Origin of the sequence: Tolypothrix campylonemoides VB511288_2, assembly GCF_045999855.1 — a bacterium.
Taxonomy (GTDB): domain Bacteria; phylum Cyanobacteriota; class Cyanobacteriia; order Cyanobacteriales; family Nostocaceae; genus Scytonema; species Scytonema bouteillei_A.
This window is the reverse complement of the sequence record NZ_JBFPMW010000018.1, coordinates 77,396-94,939: the sequence shown is the minus strand read 5'-3', so window position 1 is coordinate 94,939 and position 17,544 is coordinate 77,396. Positions and strand designations below refer to the sequence as shown.

Genomic DNA, 17,544 nt, shown 5'->3' with positions numbered 1-17,544 from the left:
CTGATTATTTGCTGGGGTGGGCAGCGCCCACCTTACCCCTCTACTTGAAGGCGCAAGATGTCAGCCTCCGACTAGCCGTGAAAATCGCCGCTAGTAATATATGAAAGACGCACATTTTTTTCATTTTCTGAAAGCCTTGCTATATAAGGGTTATAAAATGTGCATCTTAGGAGATACTGTGAGCATCGCTTCAAACAGTGAAAACACGAAAAATTAGGGTAGTGAAAAATGGAAGCACATCAAACAAACGTACCTAAAACAGCAGTCAACATCTCAGTATCCAAAGAACAAAAATTAAACAATACAAATTTTGGGGATTGGGAATTGTCAGACGAACTAGACGATGCTGATTTAGAAGCAATTCGTGGAGGGTTTTTGTTGAACGGACCTTTATTTAGTATTGGAGAGATTAATATACTGAGTGGAATTGGAAGCCAGAATGGAGGTTATAATACAACCTCTAATACCCAAACTGCGTATACTTCAGTCAACAATACAAATACTAATAATACAAATACAATCGGGAACTAAATAAGGTCAATTTTAGGTATAAGAAGGAACTGTTGCACGATCGCCTGCACTTGATATGACTAAAGTATCTGTGTGGATGGTTATACGTGCAATAGCCTTAACCACCAAATTAATAAATACCAGTCAAAGAGCGGAATAGAGGAATAACGTAGGAGATAGGTGCTACTTCTCCTATTTTGACCCGGACCTCCGCAGTCGTACCGGATGAAATTTGTAATTCTGGACCTTTGGAAGAAGACCATTTGTAACCACTGATAGTGGAAGGATCTTTTTCCAGTTGGATCTGAACTTGCACGCGAGCTGCGTTACTATTGGCAAGGCTACGAGCTAAGTCTTCGTTACCAACTTGCGCTATAATATCCTGGGTCGTCACGGGAAAGGGAGAAACGTTCGTTACTACTCCAATAATTCCACCAAAGCGATCGCGCTTGACAACGCTGGGTGTTACTTGTACTGTCATGCCTGGTTTTATCTGTTTACCATCCTTATCAGCAAAGTAAACAAGACTTGACAGTTTTGTGTTAGGGTCTTCAACTTCAATCGTTGCAATCCGGGTACCGGAGCTAACAACTTGACCGGGGAGTGTACCAACTGACAAGACGCGACCATCAAATTTGCTAACAATTTGGCTCGACTGATTTAATTGCAGTTTTAACGAGGAAATTTTGCGTCGTACTTCCTGAATTTGATTTAATTTGTTGACTGACTTTTCCAAATCTTGTTGAATGAGTTTGGTTTTTTGAGCTTCAATATCTTTAATTTTAGTTTTAATGTCGTCAAGTTTATTCAGATTTTGCAGGTAATCCCGGTTTGCATTAGTTTTTTGAACTTGAATTTCTTGAATATTATTTTTGATATCATCAATTCTGCTCAGGTTTTGTAGGTATTCCCGTTCGCTCGACGTTTTTTGAACATCAAGGTCTTTAAGTTGTGTTTGAATATCGTCAAGTTGCGTCTGTTGGTTCAACAAGTCCTGCTGGGCTTGAAGCACTACATCCTGGCTAATAACTTTTTCCTGAAATAAACTCCGACGAGCTTCAACTCGTTGTTGTAAAGTTTGCAATAATGAGCTAATTTTTTGCTTTCTCTCTAAAAGACTTTTACGTTTTTCTGCTATTGCGGTAAGAGTTTGGTTGTACAGTGTGGGTACGACTTGTTGTCTTAACAGGCTTTGCTCCAAGCTTTGTCGTTTTTGCTCTAACGCTTTTAAAGTTTCAGAGTGTAGCGTTGGTGCTACTGATTCTCGACGCAGGCTTTCTTCAAGGTCTTTTTGCTGCTGCTCCAATGTTCTTTGTGACAAGGCGATCTGTTGTTTTTGCAGTCTCTCAGTGTCCCGGTTTTGCTCTTGCAACTGGATAAATTTCGCGTTTTCTTGCTGTAGTTGTTGCTTAATATTAGATTGATCTACGATCGCGAGTATTTGATTCTGCCTAACGACATCTCCTGGCTTGATGTTCAAGGCTAACAATTGACCGCCACCAAGTGACTGAATTTGTACCACATGACGGGGTCGGATCAACACGCCAGAACCCGTAACTGTGAGTGGAATTCGCCCAACTATACTCCAAGTACCAGCAACGAAGACCAAAAAGCCCATAGAAACTAAGGGTAGCCAAGCTTGGCGGCTTGTTAAGAGCATCAGTTTGTCAAGTTGCTCTGGAGAGTTTAAGCGTAAGAGCGCTTCTTCACGGAAGAGTTTTTTCGCGTTATTGGGCATCTTGTATATTTTTCTTTTGAATTTACTCTACACTCAGACAGAATGCCGTGCCAGACATATACTGTTGCGTTTCCAGGCTTGACACTTATATCATATTATACTTTAAAATTGCTCGTTTTTGAACAAAAAAGTTTCGCCCAGTCCCCACCTAAAAATATTATGAGTTTGTCTCTTTTTATTAATTTGATTCCATTTGTCGGGCTACTAGTTGAGCAAATAACCCCTCAGTATTAACCAGTTTCTCAAATGTACCTACTTGCACCACGCGACCCGCTTCGATGGCATAAATTCGGTCAGCATTGCGAATTGTGCTCAGTCGATGAGCAATAACTATCCGAGTCGCATTCAACTTTTCTAAACTCTGAGAAACGATCGCTTGGGTACGGTTATCCAAAGAACTGGTAGCCTCATCCATCAAGATAATTTTTGGCTGATTCACAAGCGCTCTTGCAATTAACAATCTCTGGCGTTGTCCCCCTGAAAGATTAGTACCGCCTTCACTGACAATTGTATGCAATCCCATAGGCATTTGTGCGATATCATCAGCCAAACCTGCCATTTGCGCCGCTTCTTGAGCTTGAGCTTGGGAAATTAATCCTCCGGCAGCGATATTCTGAAAAATTGAACCCGTGCCAATGCGACCATTCTGTAGCACTACTCCCAATTGCCTCCGCACCGCTTCAAGATTGAGTTCTGCTAAGTCAAAGCGATCGTAGAACACCGTTCCCGATTGTGGAGTTTCAAACCCCAACAACAACCTCAATATGGTTGATTTCCCACTGCCGGAAGGTCCCACTATCGCTACAAATTCCCCAGGTTCTGCATGGAGACTCACCCGGTCGAGAATCGGCAACCCATCGTCACGGTAGCGAAAGGTAACGTTGTCTAAAGCTACGCGACCCATCAAGTCGCCTGGGTTTGCCTTGGTAGGATCGTACTCCGGCTGTGCTTGCAAAATTGGTTTTGCCCTCTCCCACAAAGGCACAATTGCCAAAATATCAGTCAGTGTGTTGCTCAGGCTAGTTACACCTCCAATAAAAATCCCCAACGCAGCATTAAAAGCCAAAAACTTACCAGCAGTCAGCCCGTCGCCTGTTGTCTGAGCCATCTGTATCGATGAAATCGCAAACCAATATAACAGCGCTGAAGTCACAAGCGGTAGAACCTCGTTAAACACAGAAACCCGATCTACAATTCGTTGGAAACTAGCCTTGAGCATCATTTGCTGGCTGTACTGCTCCGCCCAAGCAGCAAATGCGCGATCTTCCGCCATCGCCACCCGCAGCTTAGCTACCCCGTTAATGAGTTGTACTGTCAGTCCATTAATCTCGCCAATCAGTTGTTGCTGGCGGCGCAATTTGCGTATTAATACCAAGCTAGCAACAGTAGTGACAACAGTTGTTAGAAGGGCTATACCTACACCCACTAGAGCGAGTTGCCAACTGTAAACAAACATCAGTACCAAGTTTAGTAGAGCAAACAGTGCGCTTAAAAGAGTGCGTTGCGTTCCTCCTGACAATTTCTGACGAATTTGGTTCACCGATAAAACGCGGTTTACCAAGTCACCAGAGGAATAGTTGCGAAAAAATGCCGGACTTAATCTCAGCAGTCGATCCCAAATTGCAGGCTGCAATGCGCTATCAGCAGCGTTTTCGATTCGCAGCGAAATTATGCCTTGGGACATAGCAAATACTGTTCTTCCCATAAGAAGTGCAAACAACGCTAGCCCTATTTGCCCTAACAAGCCGCGATCGCTATCTGGAATGGCATTATCGAGCAACAGCGCTGTTGCCTGTGGCACAACCATTCCTAGCGCCGAGGCAACAACCCCAGTTGCCAAAACTAAAATTATGTCTTTTTGATAACCCTTGACGCCAAACTGAAACAATTGTATTGCATTGTTGACGACGTTGGGTAATGGTCGGTAAAATTGGTGAGCCTGTGTTGCAAGTGTTGCCGCTACTCTTTGATTTACAACAGTGCGAGTCTGCGTTGTGGGGTCAAACAAAATATAACGGTTGCCCGCTGGTAACAAAGCTACTGGAAGGTTTTCTTCTTGGGTGTAAGCTAATAACGGACCATGCTCGTGAAGCCACCAGTTATCCTCAAGCACTACGCAACGGGTGCGAATTTGGGAGGAGCGTGCTAGAGCTTCTATCGGCTCTTGAACTCGACTGAGATCCTCTGACTGCGTCGGCGGACTAATCGTTATACCCATTGCTCGTGCAACTGCTCCCGCTGCTACCAGCAACGGCGTTCCTGGCTGATGAAAAAATGCAGTTTCTTGCTGCGGTTGCACTACAGCAGCTAACTTAGAAAGTGCAGAGCTAACTACCTGATGATTGAGTTGCTCTCGTTCCATAAAAGAGCGGCTCGCTGCTTCTGTTTCCTTTATTAACAAATTCAAAGAATGGAAGAAATCAGTATGTAAATCAGCTAGAATATTTGGCAGTTTGGTTGCTAATTCTTGCTCGGTCAATAATTTGTAGCGCTCTTTATTTGTCGTTCTATTGGCGTTAGTGAATATGCGATCGAGATGATTTACCCAATTTTCTACCAAGGCTATTGTACTAGCTTTTCCTAAAGCTATTTGTGCTGCTAAATCCGTTATTGTAATTTGAAATAATTCTGTTGGCTCAATTGCTACCGCTAAAAAGGATTTTGGATTATCGATTGCTGCACCAAACAACGCTTCACCAGATCTTGTATTGAACAGATAGCGATGATGTTTGGCAAAATCTTGCCCTACCTCTACGCGCAAAGCGGCTTGTCTCGCTCGCTCGCTTAAATCATCCTCATCTCTGACTTCTGTTACAAACAATGACATGGCACCAGATTTAATAATCCATACCTTTTCTGGGTCATTCAGCAGTAATGATTCATTTCCTTGGAGGCGATACAAGACTTCCATATTACGCAATACACAACAGTCAATGCCAACGATTTTAATGAATCGCTACTGCCTTTGGGAGTGTGGCAGTTTGTAAACGCTTAGCGATCGTTTGTTTTTTTATACTTATATACTTAACAGTATTATTCCGTAGTTTTGTTTCAAAGTCAAAAAATAATTATACTTCATACGAAAGTTTCTATTAACTGGGTGAGTATTTGTGCTGAACTTAACTCAAGCTAATTTCATAACCAGCTAGCAGCTTGCTTCCCCCGTGTAAGACTTACTAGCAAATTTTCCCACATGGTGAAAAACCTTTACTGCCAGTGAATTTACTTAGTCTGAATGTATGTTACAGGATGGCGATCGCATAATAGTAAAATGTAGTTAAAAGTCATTGGAAAAGTTGAAACAATGCAGCGTTTTTCTGTTACAGAGATCCAAAATACTCATACTGAGGTTTTAAACCAAGCCTCTGTCGAGCCTGTTTTGCTGACAGAGGAATCACAACCTAACTATGTCATTATGTCAATTGAAAACTACGAGCAATTGATGAATCGACTAACTCGATTGGAAGATTCGATCGTAGGTCAACAAGCAGAAGCTGCACTCTCCAAGTCGCGGATGGTTGGTACAGAAACTTTTACAGCAGAACTCAAGCGGTTGGTAACGCTTGATGATAACAGCTGATTGTATGGCAAAACTTGATGGTCTTGAGACGGTTCTTGATTTTCTCAAAGGTTACAGCCTAATGCGGATTTGGTTGAGGTAATTTTGGTGGGAAAGCGTAATGATGACGAAGTATATAAGCAAATGAAGCGTTTACTAGTCTGAGAGAATAACACTTAAGTTAGCGGTAAGAGGTAATGCCAAAGAAAATCAGAGAACTGAAGGCAATGGTAGCAAAAGTAGGATATGTTCTTCAACCAGGTCGAGGGAAAGGCAGTCATAGTTATTAGAAACATCCTTTGCTACCTGAAGAACCGCTAACTATCCCAGGAAAAGATGGAGATGATTCTCCGTTATATTTAGAAAGAAATATTCAACGAGTGCTGAAAAAGTTAGAAGAACTAGAAAAACTGGAAAACAAGGAAGGCGAAGAATGAGCTACCACTACAGCATGGTGATTCAATGGTCTCAAGAAGATCGACTTTTCTTAGTTCACTTGCCTGAGTTTCCCTGGCAGCAGTTTCATACACATGGTAGAACTTATGAAGAAGCAGCCAAAAATGGTCAGGAAGTGATTGAGGCTTTCGTTGAGATGCTGACTGAAGAAGATAAACCACTACCAGAACCTAGAATGCTTCCCACAAAGCCGTTGTTGATTGCTTAAGGTTCCACTCATAGCCAAATCACGCCAAAGAACGGGCGAGGACACCCATCCCACAAGATGGATAATTGATTTCTTGGAAATCCCCTAAATCGGTTTCATGCTTGCGACATTACCAACCAATGTAACCGTTTCACCAATTATCGACTACTCGCATTTACTTGATAGCTCAAATGATAATCTGATGATAATAATTAAACCTCGTTCCCAAGCTCTGCTTGAGAACGAGCAGTCAAGAGAAACTAGAGTTTTTACAGCACCAAGGAATCAGCCTTAGTTTCGATTAACTGTGCCAATTCTTGCAAGAATGCTGCAGCATGAGCACCGTAAATAATCCGATGGTCGGAAGTAATATTCACCTGCATTTGTTGTTTGATACCAAACAAACCGTCTTTTGTTGCAACGACTTGCGGGCGGGATGCGCCAATTGCCAAAATCGAACCCTGTCCGGGAGGCAAAATCGCGTCAAATTTATCGACACCAAACATTCCCAAGTTGGATACTGTGAAAGTTCCACTGTTATACTCTTCTGGTTGCAATTGTTTTGCTCTAGCACGATCCACCAAAGATTTCCAATTGCGTGACAGAGAATAAATATCCACAGAGTCGGCATTTTGTAAGACTGGTGTAATCAATCCTCCATCATCCATTGCGACTGCAACAGCAATGTTAATGCTGGAATGGTACACAATACCCTGTTCCGAGTAGCTGGCATTCAGTAGCGGATGTTTTTTTAATGTTACAGCCACGGCTTTTGCAAGCAGGGCTGTCATTGTTACGCCTTTAGACTTAATTTGTTTGTATAATTTGTCGAGGGCATCAGTGGTAATTGTGTAACCAACATGGAATACGGGTACCGCAAGGCTGGCTTCCATATTCCGCACCACAGCTTTTTGCAACGTTGTCAAAGGTGTGATTTGACCGGGAACGGCTGCAACAACTGGCGCGGGTACAGGCGCAGTGGGTCTTGCTGGTGTGGGTGCTGCTACAGTCGGTGTTGGTACTGATGGAATTTGTGTAACGGGGGTAACTTTTGTCGGTGGAGTACTAGATCTTCCCACCGCTGCTTCAACATCTTCAGCGACAATACGACCGTAGGGACCACTACCAGAAATACCACTTAAATCAACTTTGAGTTCCTTCGCTAACTTCCGGGCGCGAGGAGATGCAACAGTCCGTCCATTCTGGCGAGCAGGGCTGCCATTTTGTGATTCGGTTGCTCTTTCGGCAACACTCGTTGCCTCTGCAAGTTGTTTGCTGGATAAGGTAGCAGCTACAACTTCTTTGCTTTGAGTACCGGAAGATTGGGCTTGAGCAATGGCAGTTTCGATTTCAGCTTCGGTTTCTGCTAACAGGGCAATCGCTGCTCCTACGGGAGCGGCGTCACCAGCTTGCACTATGATATGAGCCAGATACCCTTCGTAAAAGGATTCCACATCCATATCAGCCTTATCTGACTCGACAACCACCACTGTTTCGCCTTTTTCCACTTTGTCACCTGGTGATTTTACCCAAGAGACGATCTTTCCCTCGGTCATGGTGGAACTAAGCGCCGGCATGAATACTTCGTGAATGCTCATAGGTGAGGTTTGGCGAGTTTAAACTAGCTTGTGCCAGATCGAATTGTAACTTGACCTCGGACGTGAGGAACTATATTAAGCCCAATATGTCTATTAATTTGTATTTCTCATCACGGCTGGGAAAAATCCCAATCTCTACTCAAAAGCTAGAAGAGGAATAGTGACACCTCAATTTAAAATTCAGAATTGACGACTAACTTGAGTTTAATTCACTTTAAATTTTATGTCGGCAAAGTTAAAATTGTTACTCATTGTGGTTTTCAGTATCTTTGCCACTGCTGCTACTGGCATCTACATTACCCAACGCCAGCCATCAGCAGCAGTTTCTAAAACGAGCAACGAGCAACCACAGCGTTTCGTTACCACTAGCCAACAGGGGATAGTAGGGCACCCCGAACGGGCTAATTATCAAGAAATTCCTTTAGAAAGTCTCAACTCATCCCTCAAAGGGAGTGACCCTACCGATCTTGCTCTCAATGCCTTCGAGCGAGACCTTGCATTACGCAAAGGAGCCAAAAAGATAGAGGTCTCTTACCCGCAACCGAATCGGGTACTGGTCACAATTACACAAACCAAGCAGGAAAACAATTCAGCCAAAACTGCCAAATACCGAGTTGAACTGACTACTTTTGGCCGATCGCTTTTTGTCAGTTCACCTCAGATGTGGCAAATTGTTTGGGCTGGTTCGCAAGAATGTTTTGCTAACAGTTCTCAGAAGAACTGCCATAGCTAATGGCTAATAGCTAATGGCTAATAGCTAATGGAAATAACAATTAGCTTTTTAGCGATTAACAATTAGCAATTAGCTTTTTAGCAATTAAATATCACCGCGAATTTCTTCGACAACTCCGTCACGCAAGACGACTTCAACTTGCAACTTGCTAATCAGGTTATCCCCTGGTTCCACGCGGAAAAAACCTTCCATTTGAAATTGGTTGACTTCCTGATCTAATTCTAAAAACTGGACCTGTTGGAGGTTTTGTAAACTCTGATTTTTCTGTTCTAAGAGCTCGCTCTTCTTTTGGTTAATCTGACCCTGAATATTATCGATTTGTTGCAGTGTCTGAGGACCGGGAGGTTGTAGACTCTGCTTTTGAATTTCGGCGACCGCTCTTTGTCCTTGAACGTCCAACTGTTGCAACTGCTGGTCAATTTGATTGATTTGGGTTTGCAGTTGCTGCTGAACTTCGTCTTTCCAAAGGGGGGTCACAATGGCTTTGACGTTGATAACGCGTTTTAGAAGCAATTGAGGTTTGGAGACATCCATAAATGTTTCACGTTCACTCTAGTCATTTTTACTGGGAATTATCAGGCAAACATCCCGTCAATAATATCGCGATAGTGTTCCATCACGACGTGTCGTTTCGTTTTTAGTGTTTGCGTCATCATTCCGTTTTCTGTTGAAAACGGTTCTAGAATCAGCTTGAATGGACCAATACGGTCATCAGCTCGGTAGCCAGGACGGTTTTGCACTTCCCGATTCAATTCTTGCCGAAATAAATCCTGAACCATTTTACTCTCTAGATCTACTTCCGCAGCCACTGTATTACTGAGGGTTTCGGCGGTGGCTTCTCCCGGTAGAGACAGAAGGAGATTTTGAGAATGTGCCCATTTCTGCAAGGTTTCTAGATTGGGAACAATCAAAGCACCGATACTGCGTTGGTCTTGTCCTACAAGCATAATTTGATCTATGTAGGGCGATCGCAAACAAGCATCTTCTATCGGTTGCGGCTCGATATTTTCTCCATTTGTTAATACGATAGTATCTTTGGCTCGTCCGGTGAGTACCAAATCATTTTGTGGTGTTAGCCAACCCAAATCCCCACTATCAAACCAACCTTCAGTATCTATTGCTTTGGCTGTGGCTTCAGGATTTTGATAGTAACCTTCCATCACTTGCGGTCCCCGCAGCAACACCAATCCTCTTTCCCCCGTAGGTAATGGCTTGCGAGTTTCTGGATCGACTATTTTTGTTTCTGTTCCGGGTATTGCTTGACCTGCTGAACCCCGTAAATTACGCCAAGGACGTCGCGCATGGGTTACGGGTGCAGTTTCTGTTAACCCGTAACCTACCAAAATTTCCACACCGATAATCTCAAAAAAGTCGTCGATATGCTTGGGTAGCGCACCACCACCGCTAATCATTTGCTTGATTTTACCTCCTGTTGCTTCCCTTACCTTGGAATAAACGATTCGTTCTCCTAGAGCATGAAGGGGATACAAAGCTGAAGCTTGGGCGCTGGCTGCTAGTTGCTCAAATCTTGAAGGTTTTAAATTTTCCAAATCTAACCCTTGAGCAATTCGCCTTGCTTTAATAAATTTTTCGCTGATTTCAAGAAAGAAATTAATCAGACGTTGCTTGTTCTCTGGTTGTTCGCGAAACTGTTTCTGCACTGCTTCATAAATCGATTCCCACAACCGGGGTACGCCGATTGTAAATCGGGGTTGGAATTTTTTTAAATCCCGTTTGATCGACCGGAGGTTGGTATAAACTTGCGTACAGCCCTGAGAAAGTAAAAAGTATTCGCCACTGCGTTCGTAACTGTGCCAGGTAGGCAAAATACTCAGTACAGTGTCCTCCGGTTGTGGTTGCACCACTGACCTCAGCACTAAAACTTGATGTAGTAAATTACCGTGAGTTAGCATTACCCCTTTCGGTTTACCTGTGGTTCCAGAGGTGTAAATTAAAGTTGCTAGAGTTTCCCTCGTTCGTTTTATGGGTGTGAGCGTATGCTTTGCTCCAATTTCCATCAATTGGGAAAAGTTCAAGACCTTCAAGTTGTTGTTGGCTGGTGGTGTTTCCTCTGTCAGCAAAACAATGAGTTGAATTGGTAACTCCAAAAGACGTGCTTGCAGCTTATTGAGTGTCTTTAGATCTTCAACCACTAGAGCCGTGCTGCCGCTATTTGCTATTATGTATAAAACTTCTTCCCGTTCTGCTTGGGAACTACGCACTGCATTAGCAGCCCCAGCGGTCATAATCCCTTGGTCTGCAATTAACCACCGGGGACAATTATCTGCAATCAGCGAGACGCGATCGCCTTCTTTCACACCCAATGCTTGCAAACCCGCAGCAAATTGTTGAATCTGTTGTGATAGTTGAGTATAAGTGATAACTTCTTCTGGTTGCGAGTGTGGGTTATGCAGGGCAACAGTACTACCAAATTCCTTTGCTGCCAACGGCCAAATTTCTGGTATTGACTCTATATTGGAATAATTAACGATGGAATTTAATGCCTGACGCTCTCGCTCGGTAATATTAAATAGGTAAGAAGAGTTCTCGTATTTTTTTGACATAGCACCTCATCCATAAAAAATCCATTGTACTTAACTACAGAATATACAGTGACCGATGAATCTCTGTACTTCAATGTAGGGGATTTGAACACTCAATTAATTGTCTTGTTTTTTCATATTCGATCCAAGCACAGCTTGAGAAGTTCTCAGTATTTACATTAATTTATTGTTATTATTAAGTAGTGTGAATAAATCTAAATAGATTGGATTTCGATTTCTTTAAAGATGCTGTTGGCGAATTATGGGTTTGACTTTCACGTCGTTCCCAGTCAAAAGCTTGGAACAAGAGACGAAAGATGGGAAAATGAAAGGTGTTAATACCATAGATAGGTTGTATTCTTCAAGAAGTTAGAAATTTCAAATCAATCATTCTTTCTATAGCAAGAGTCAGAAACTTCTATATTTAATTTATCTTATGTATGTAAAAAGAAATTTAAATTCTTATTTTAAGTCATAAGAGAAATTTTGCTTCACAATAGTATTTTATGGTCTCATAATAAAAAGGAACATTCCCTATGAGCTTAATAGATGGTTTGCTTCTAACTCTTGTGAATACAATCGCTTGTCTTGTTTTTCCGAAGCTAGTGTCTGTAATTCTTGTAAAGAAAACTAAATCCACTGCATCCACTCCAGCTAATGCAGCTGCAAATGGAACAAGTTCCGAAGTACCTAGTTTTTCTTAGGTATCTTAAAACAGTAAATTGTTCCATATGCGCCCAATAATTTCAATTCAACTAGTGACCGGATGCATTTGCTTCTTACCTATCGGTCACTGGTTCTTTAGCTTCCACAGTCTTCCTGGTTTCAAGGCTTCTACTAACTGACTTTGCTCTGGCTTGAGGGTTTTGATAAATTGACCGGAGGGTCGAAACACAAAAGGTTCTGTGTTTCCCGATAGTAGAGATTTGACATTTTCCAATTGCGGGGGTTGACTCAATAGCACCAGCGATACATCTTCTTTCAATAAATAGCTTAAAGAAATTAAGTCACCTGTATTTGTGAAATCATCGCCAATCTCGCTGATAACTTTTGGAGAAGACGAAGCGTTAACATATCGCGCAACTTCAGCGTTATGGTAGCTTAAGTCTTTGTTCCACCATGTATCAGAATAAGAACTGACCGTACAGGATGCGATCGCACCCGCACTCAGAAGTACCAGAATACCCCGCCACAGCTTGTGTCCTTGTAAAATCTGAGTCCCCAATAAGTATGCAACCGCGAGTTGTATTCCAGGGTAGCAAGAAATGAGGTAGCGGCTAACAGCAGAACGTTTTCCGCCTAATAGTAAATCTGGTAGAACCAATAGCAAGAAAGGTACAAAAATTGTAGTGATGATAAATAACCAAGTTGCTTTGGGAGTCCGACAGCAAACTTGATAAATTCCTACACCAGTAATGGCAATAACGATCGCTCTAGTTATGTAAGTCCAAACATTATCAAATCCAAAGTCTAAGTCTAGCAATAACGAACTAAAACTAAGAATCCAAAGTTTAACTAGGTAGAGAAACTCTACTTGAGCTTTAGTCCAATCTGTCGTAGCAGCCGCACGTTGGTAATTAGAGAGCAACACGACTATCCAAGGACTAAATAACACTAGAGAGCAGGCGATCGCAAGGAAAAATTGTCTAATACTTTTGTAGTCTACACGATAGAACTTCCTTTCTTCTGATGAAGAACTCTGAGGTGATTTCTGAAACGATACTTTTAGTAACAATACATAAACTGCGTGAGCAACAGTTGTTAACCCAAAAAAGGGATGAGTGTAAAAGCCCAGCGCACTAGATAAAGCGTACAGACCCCAATTGACTCGTGTTGGTAAGCGCAAAGCTTGTAGAAGTGTAAAACTACTACCAATAACAAGAGTTGTTAGCAAACTGTATTGTCTGGCTGTTTGAGCAAACAGTACATCAAAAGGGGATAGAGCCAACAGTACTGTTGCTAGTATTGCCACTATTGGTGAGGCAAAAAGTTCTAGACCTAAAGCATACATCAAAGGTAATCCTATCAAGCTAAATAGCACTGGTAAAACACGCGAAGCTGTTAAGGAACTACCAAAAATTTGCATCCAAAACCGGGCTATCAAAAAGTATAAGGGGGGATGCTGCGGGTCTTCAATTGCTAGAGATTTAATTGTGTCTTCTGCGGTACTTTCTAATTTAGGGCGTTGATACTTCTGCAAGTCTACAGCCCGAAGTATGCGATTTTGAAAAAGTTCTTTGTCAATTTCATCACGAGTGAAGCCAGCAGCCCTCATGGACGTATAAACTTCATCATGCCAGTAAACTTTCTTATGAAGATTAAAAAAGTGGAAGAAAACACCCACCACCAACATGGCGATCGCAAAAAACTTCAACCATTTTGGAGTTGTATGATTTGTCATACCATTAGATAGGCTTTAAACGTAGTAAATCTTGGTCAATCGTAGTAAAACTGTATTCATAACCATCGGAGCGATGAATAAGTTTAATATGTTGTTGGTCAATTGCAATCCGATGCCCGCTAATTAGTACCTCTACTCCTCTATTTGTAGGCGTTTTGACTCTAGCACGATAAATTCCCGCTAAAGTATGTTTGCGATCTTTGAGCAGATTACAAATCACATAATCACCAGCCCTGAGGTGAGTATATTTTTGATTTTTGGCTACTAACTTAACTTCTTTTTTACCAGTTACGGGATTCTTTTTGATGCTAGCGATTGCAGGAAAGCCACTGGCATTAACTCTTTGGACTTGTCTTGTCCCGTGTCCCTTACAGGTAACACGCAATGGTTGACAGATACGCAATTTAACAATTTGGTCTGTTCCTACACAAGCACTATCAATCCAGTGTGCTTTTGGCAATCCGCTTTGAATACGAATCATTTTAGTAGATGCACCGTTTCCACTGATTACTCTTAATCCGAAGTGTTGTGCCATTTGAAATATAGCTTTCCGGGTAGAGTTAACAGCAGCTGCATCACTTAATGATTCCTTTTGGTGTGCTTTAATTTTTTGGAGAATTTCGCCTTTGTTTTTGAGAAATTGCTCTACTGGCTTATTCCCTTTTTTCTGATTGCATTTTTCACAAGATAAAGTGAGATTTGAGAATCGGTCACTACCTCCCTTGCTACGTGCATTAATGTGCTCAATCTGTAAGGGGACATCCGTTTGACCGCAATACACACACTCTCTTCCCCAGTGTTCTAAGAGTGCTTCACGTAGAGTATAGCCGAATAACGTACCTTGCTGATATTCAATACCTTCGATATCAGGTGTCTCCATCTTTTGCAAGTCAAATTTCACCGATTCAATTGCAATTGATTTAATTGGTGCTATTTTCAGCAATCGTTTGATCCAGCTTTCAGTAGTTAACAGACGATGGCGTAAACTAGGTGCTAACCAACCATCTGGCTTTTTGCGGTCAAATCTCTTTTTTCGGTAACGAAGTCTTCTGGATCTCCTAGCGCGTCGAACACTTGCTCTAGTAATCATCTCCATCTTAATTGCTAATCCCCGATGCTCTAATTCCATTGCCCAGACGGCTTCATTCTTATTTAAATCCACTAGACAAATCCCTGTATAGCGGCTTCCGGGGTCAATTCTCATTTCTAAATACGGTTCTATATTTTCGTCAACGTCCTTATCCAGAATTAAAGTAAATGGGAATAACTTGAGTTTTTTAGCTTTGCCAACAGACTGTAAAATCCTCGCTCTAGCTGGTGTTGTTGGTTTTAGGATTAAGCCATTCTTATTTAAAACAAATACTGAGTTGGTAATCATCATTTGATGAATCTCCCGATTGGGGTATGGTTTGCCTCGACACTGCTTTTAAACTTCTCAAAAAGGTTCGGTGTTGCACTGGTGCAAAGCAGCCATGTTCCTCCCTCGACGCTTGAGACTGGCTAATCTCCCGCACGTCATGATTTAAAAGCGGACTTAAACTCTTGCGAGTAACGTAGAATAAACAGTTCTACGCTCTTGTCTGGTGAAGTCAATAGATCGAATTACTCCGATTTACTCCGGATTTCTCCGTTTTGCATACTTCTCATCTGTCGTTAAATTTCGATAATTTCCAAAATGTGTAAGATTTATAGCTATATAATTTACGAGTTTTGGTATTATACTTTTTTTCTATTGCCTTACGTAAGCTTGTTGAAGGATTGAGCAAAAAAATATCAGTAAATCCTTTAGGCTGTTTGGGAAGAGCTTTACCTCTTACCAACAGAAAGCGGACTTTTGGTTGAACGAGATAGCTCAGAGAAAAGGTATTTCCGGAATGACTGCTAGAAGCATGGCTGATTAACAGCGGACGATAAGATTGATTAATAATTTTAGCAATTTGTAGATTACCATAACTTACACTTTTACTCCATAAAGTTTCTTTTTGAGAAATGACCGCACAGGAGATCGCACCACTCAAAATAACTACAATCAAAATCATTTCCCATATTTTCCGGCGTAAAATATTGCCATTGTAAAGTTGAGTAGCCAACGCATATGCAACAGCTAGCTCTATACCCAAGTAAGAAGGCATGAAATATTGTTCCCCAGTTGACCGTATTCCTCCAAACATTAAGTCTGGAAGTATGAGGGGTATTGCTGGTACAGCAATTAACAGTACAATAAATAACCAGATTTTTGGATGGGTTGTCAGACAAAGAAGATAAATTGAGTATCCTGTTCCTATTAAAAATATTAAAGCGCTCAAATAAGTGAATGGATTTTCGATTTCAAAACCTAAATCAAAAAAAATCCGACTCAATTGAATGAGCCAAGCTTGGAAGAGAGCAAACAGAGGTAATTTAGATGATGTCCCATTTGTTGTTTGATGAAATTGAAAGAAATTTGTAAGTATAATTAATATCCAAGGAATAAAGCTGCAAAATCCTGCTAGCGATGCAAGGGTGTAGGCTTTGACTGTTTTATTCCAACGAAAATCTGCTGTTGCAGTGACATAAATTCCATGAGCAACTGCAAGAAATCCACTTAACAAAGATGTATAAAAGCTAAGTGTTAAGGTGACTGTATAGATTCCCCAGACATAAATGCGATCTTCCTTGTGTTCTCCTGTAGTTTCCAGTCGCAAAGCTCTCAGTAGCGCTCCACTAGATATTACAATTGTGACCAGCCATAAAATATATTCTTGTGCTTCTTGAGCGTACACAAGATGAATTGGGGAAATGGTTGTGAGTGCGATCGCAACGTAGGGAACCGATAGCGGTACAATAAATAATTCCCGGCAAAGCCAATAAAGACTGGGAAAGACTAGTAAACTCACGATCGCAGAAAAACTTCGGATTGCTGTTACCGAAGTGCCAAAAAGTTGAACCCATATTCGTATGAGTAAGTAATACAAGGGCGGGCGTTGAGGGTCTTCGATTGCTAAAGACATAAGTGTATCCCCCAAGCCTTTTTCATAATTGAGGCTTTGAAACTTATCAAAAGCTTCCTTTTTGAGGGTACGACTGTTAAAAATTTGTCGTTGAACTTCTAGAGATGTGTATCCAGAAATACGTAATGACGTATGGGTTTCATCCTGAGAGTAAACCTTGGTATCAAGATTATAGAAACGAAAGAATACACCAAGCGCAAACACTGTAATAATTAGAAACCGCAACCAATAAGGAGCAAGTTTGATTTGCCGCATAAACAGCTTCTTGATGAATTTGCGTAATGTGATGAGAGTGAAAAATCCGAGTAAATTGCAATTGTCATAAGCTAGGTACAGCTTGCGCCGAAGCGATCGACAAAGCTTAACGGAAGACAGTCGTATCGCCAATACTACTTTTAAAATATGTAGATATGGTAATTTGACGATAGTTGTTTCACTATTATCTTTATAAAGATTTTTGCAAAGTTTTGTAAAAATCCTAACTCAATCTTTAGACTTAAGCTTTGCATGAGCTTTTAGGGGTTTGCACCTTTTACTTCAACGCTCATAAAAATCTGAAATACCTCGATCCGACACGGTAACTTTTAAGTTCGGAGATGATTGAGCGAAAGACTCAAGAAGCCATTGATTTGATTTTGGCTGGAATCAAAGCTTAATGCAACACTAGATAAGTTTAAAATACAGATGCCTTCAAAATTCATTCATGGTATATTACACTTCCCCGATCTGGTAACAGAACATTAAACCTGCATAACTATGACAAGATTAGAATTAAAATTCGTTAACTTTGGCAAGATTTAACTGAAATATTAGAAAATTTAGATGTTAA

The 17,544-nt window shown here is 41.4% G+C and carries 13 protein-coding genes; 5 read left to right on the top strand and 8 right to left on the bottom strand.

Annotation, left to right across the window (positions count from 1 at the left end):
- Positions 1-228: 228 nt before the first annotated feature.
- Entirely contained in the window at positions 229-531 is a 303-nt protein-coding gene (locus AB0756_RS36270) for a hypothetical protein (RefSeq protein WP_038093125.1), read from the top strand.
- Between the two features lie 109 nt (positions 532-640).
- Here the strand turns inward: AB0756_RS36270 and AB0756_RS36265 are convergent, their stop codons facing one another.
- On the bottom strand, positions 641-2,248 hold the full coding sequence (locus tag AB0756_RS36265) for an NHLP bacteriocin system secretion protein (RefSeq protein WP_038093128.1): 1,608 nt from the start codon (positions 2,246-2,248) through the stop codon (positions 641-643).
- A gap of 178 nt (positions 2,249-2,426) precedes the next feature.
- The gene (locus AB0756_RS36260) at positions 2,427-5,159 is read right to left on the bottom strand and encodes an NHLP bacteriocin export ABC transporter permease/ATPase subunit (RefSeq protein WP_038093131.1); all 2,733 of its coding nucleotides are present in this window, start codon (positions 5,157-5,159) and stop codon (positions 2,427-2,429) included.
- A gap of 393 nt (positions 5,160-5,552) precedes the next feature.
- On the opposite strand from AB0756_RS36260, the gene AB0756_RS36255 reads away from it, so the two are divergent.
- The 3 genes from AB0756_RS36255 (at position 5,553) to AB0756_RS36245 (ending at position 6,471) form a co-directional block, all read left to right on the top strand.
- Entirely contained in the window at positions 5,553-5,828 is a 276-nt protein-coding gene (locus AB0756_RS36255) for a type II toxin-antitoxin system prevent-host-death family antitoxin (RefSeq protein ID WP_038093134.1), read from the top strand.
- 278 nt (positions 5,829-6,106) lie between these two features.
- Positions 6,107-6,244, top strand: a complete 138-nt coding sequence (locus AB0756_RS36250) for a hypothetical protein (RefSeq protein ID WP_336604379.1) — start codon at positions 6,107-6,109, stop codon at positions 6,242-6,244.
- Positions 6,241-6,471 carry a type II toxin-antitoxin system HicB family antitoxin gene (locus AB0756_RS36245; RefSeq protein ID WP_038093137.1) on the top strand — a complete coding sequence of 77 codons (231 nt, stop codon included), beginning with the start codon at positions 6,241-6,243 and terminating at the stop codon, positions 6,469-6,471. The genes AB0756_RS36250 and AB0756_RS36245 overlap by 4 nt, the downstream gene beginning before the upstream one ends.
- Positions 6,472-6,719: 248 nt before the next feature.
- Here the strand turns inward: AB0756_RS36245 and AB0756_RS36240 are convergent, their stop codons facing one another.
- A complete protein-coding gene (locus AB0756_RS36240) occupies positions 6,720-8,006 on the bottom strand; it encodes a dihydrolipoamide acetyltransferase family protein (protein WP_038093199.1) in 1,287 nt (428 codons plus the stop codon).
- Positions 8,007-8,271: 265 nt separating this feature from the next.
- On the opposite strand from AB0756_RS36240, the gene AB0756_RS36235 reads away from it, so the two are divergent.
- Positions 8,272-8,781 carry a hypothetical protein gene (locus AB0756_RS36235; protein WP_038093141.1) on the top strand — a complete coding sequence of 170 codons (510 nt, stop codon included), beginning with the start codon at positions 8,272-8,274 and terminating at the stop codon, positions 8,779-8,781.
- Positions 8,782-8,865: 84 nt separating this feature from the next.
- On the opposite strand, the gene AB0756_RS36230 is transcribed toward AB0756_RS36235, so the two are convergent.
- From AB0756_RS36230 to AB0756_RS36210, 5 genes are all read right to left on the bottom strand, one after another.
- On the bottom strand, positions 8,866-9,315 hold the full coding sequence (locus tag AB0756_RS36230) for a YlqD family protein (protein ID WP_038093144.1): 450 nt from the start codon (positions 9,313-9,315) through the stop codon (positions 8,866-8,868).
- A 41-nt stretch (positions 9,316-9,356) separates the two neighbouring features.
- Positions 9,357-11,345 (bottom strand): AMP-dependent synthetase/ligase, encoded by a 1,989-nt coding sequence (locus tag AB0756_RS36225; RefSeq protein WP_038093147.1) that lies wholly within the window; start codon positions 11,343-11,345, stop codon positions 9,357-9,359.
- A gap of 769 nt (positions 11,346-12,114) precedes the next feature.
- Complete coding sequence (locus AB0756_RS36220) at positions 12,115-13,725, bottom strand: glycosyltransferase family 39 protein (protein WP_038093151.1); 1,611 nt, start codon at positions 13,723-13,725, stop codon at positions 12,115-12,117.
- Between the two features lie 4 nt (positions 13,726-13,729).
- Positions 13,730-15,106, bottom strand: a complete 1,377-nt coding sequence (gene iscB / locus AB0756_RS36215; protein ID WP_237265923.1) for an RNA-guided endonuclease IscB — start codon at positions 15,104-15,106, stop codon at positions 13,730-13,732.
- A gap of 262 nt (positions 15,107-15,368) precedes the next feature.
- Positions 15,369-16,970, bottom strand: coding sequence for a glycosyltransferase family 39 protein (locus tag AB0756_RS36210; protein WP_038093154.1), 1,602 nt, complete (start codon positions 16,968-16,970; stop codon positions 15,369-15,371).
- Positions 16,971-17,544 lie beyond the last annotated feature (574 nt).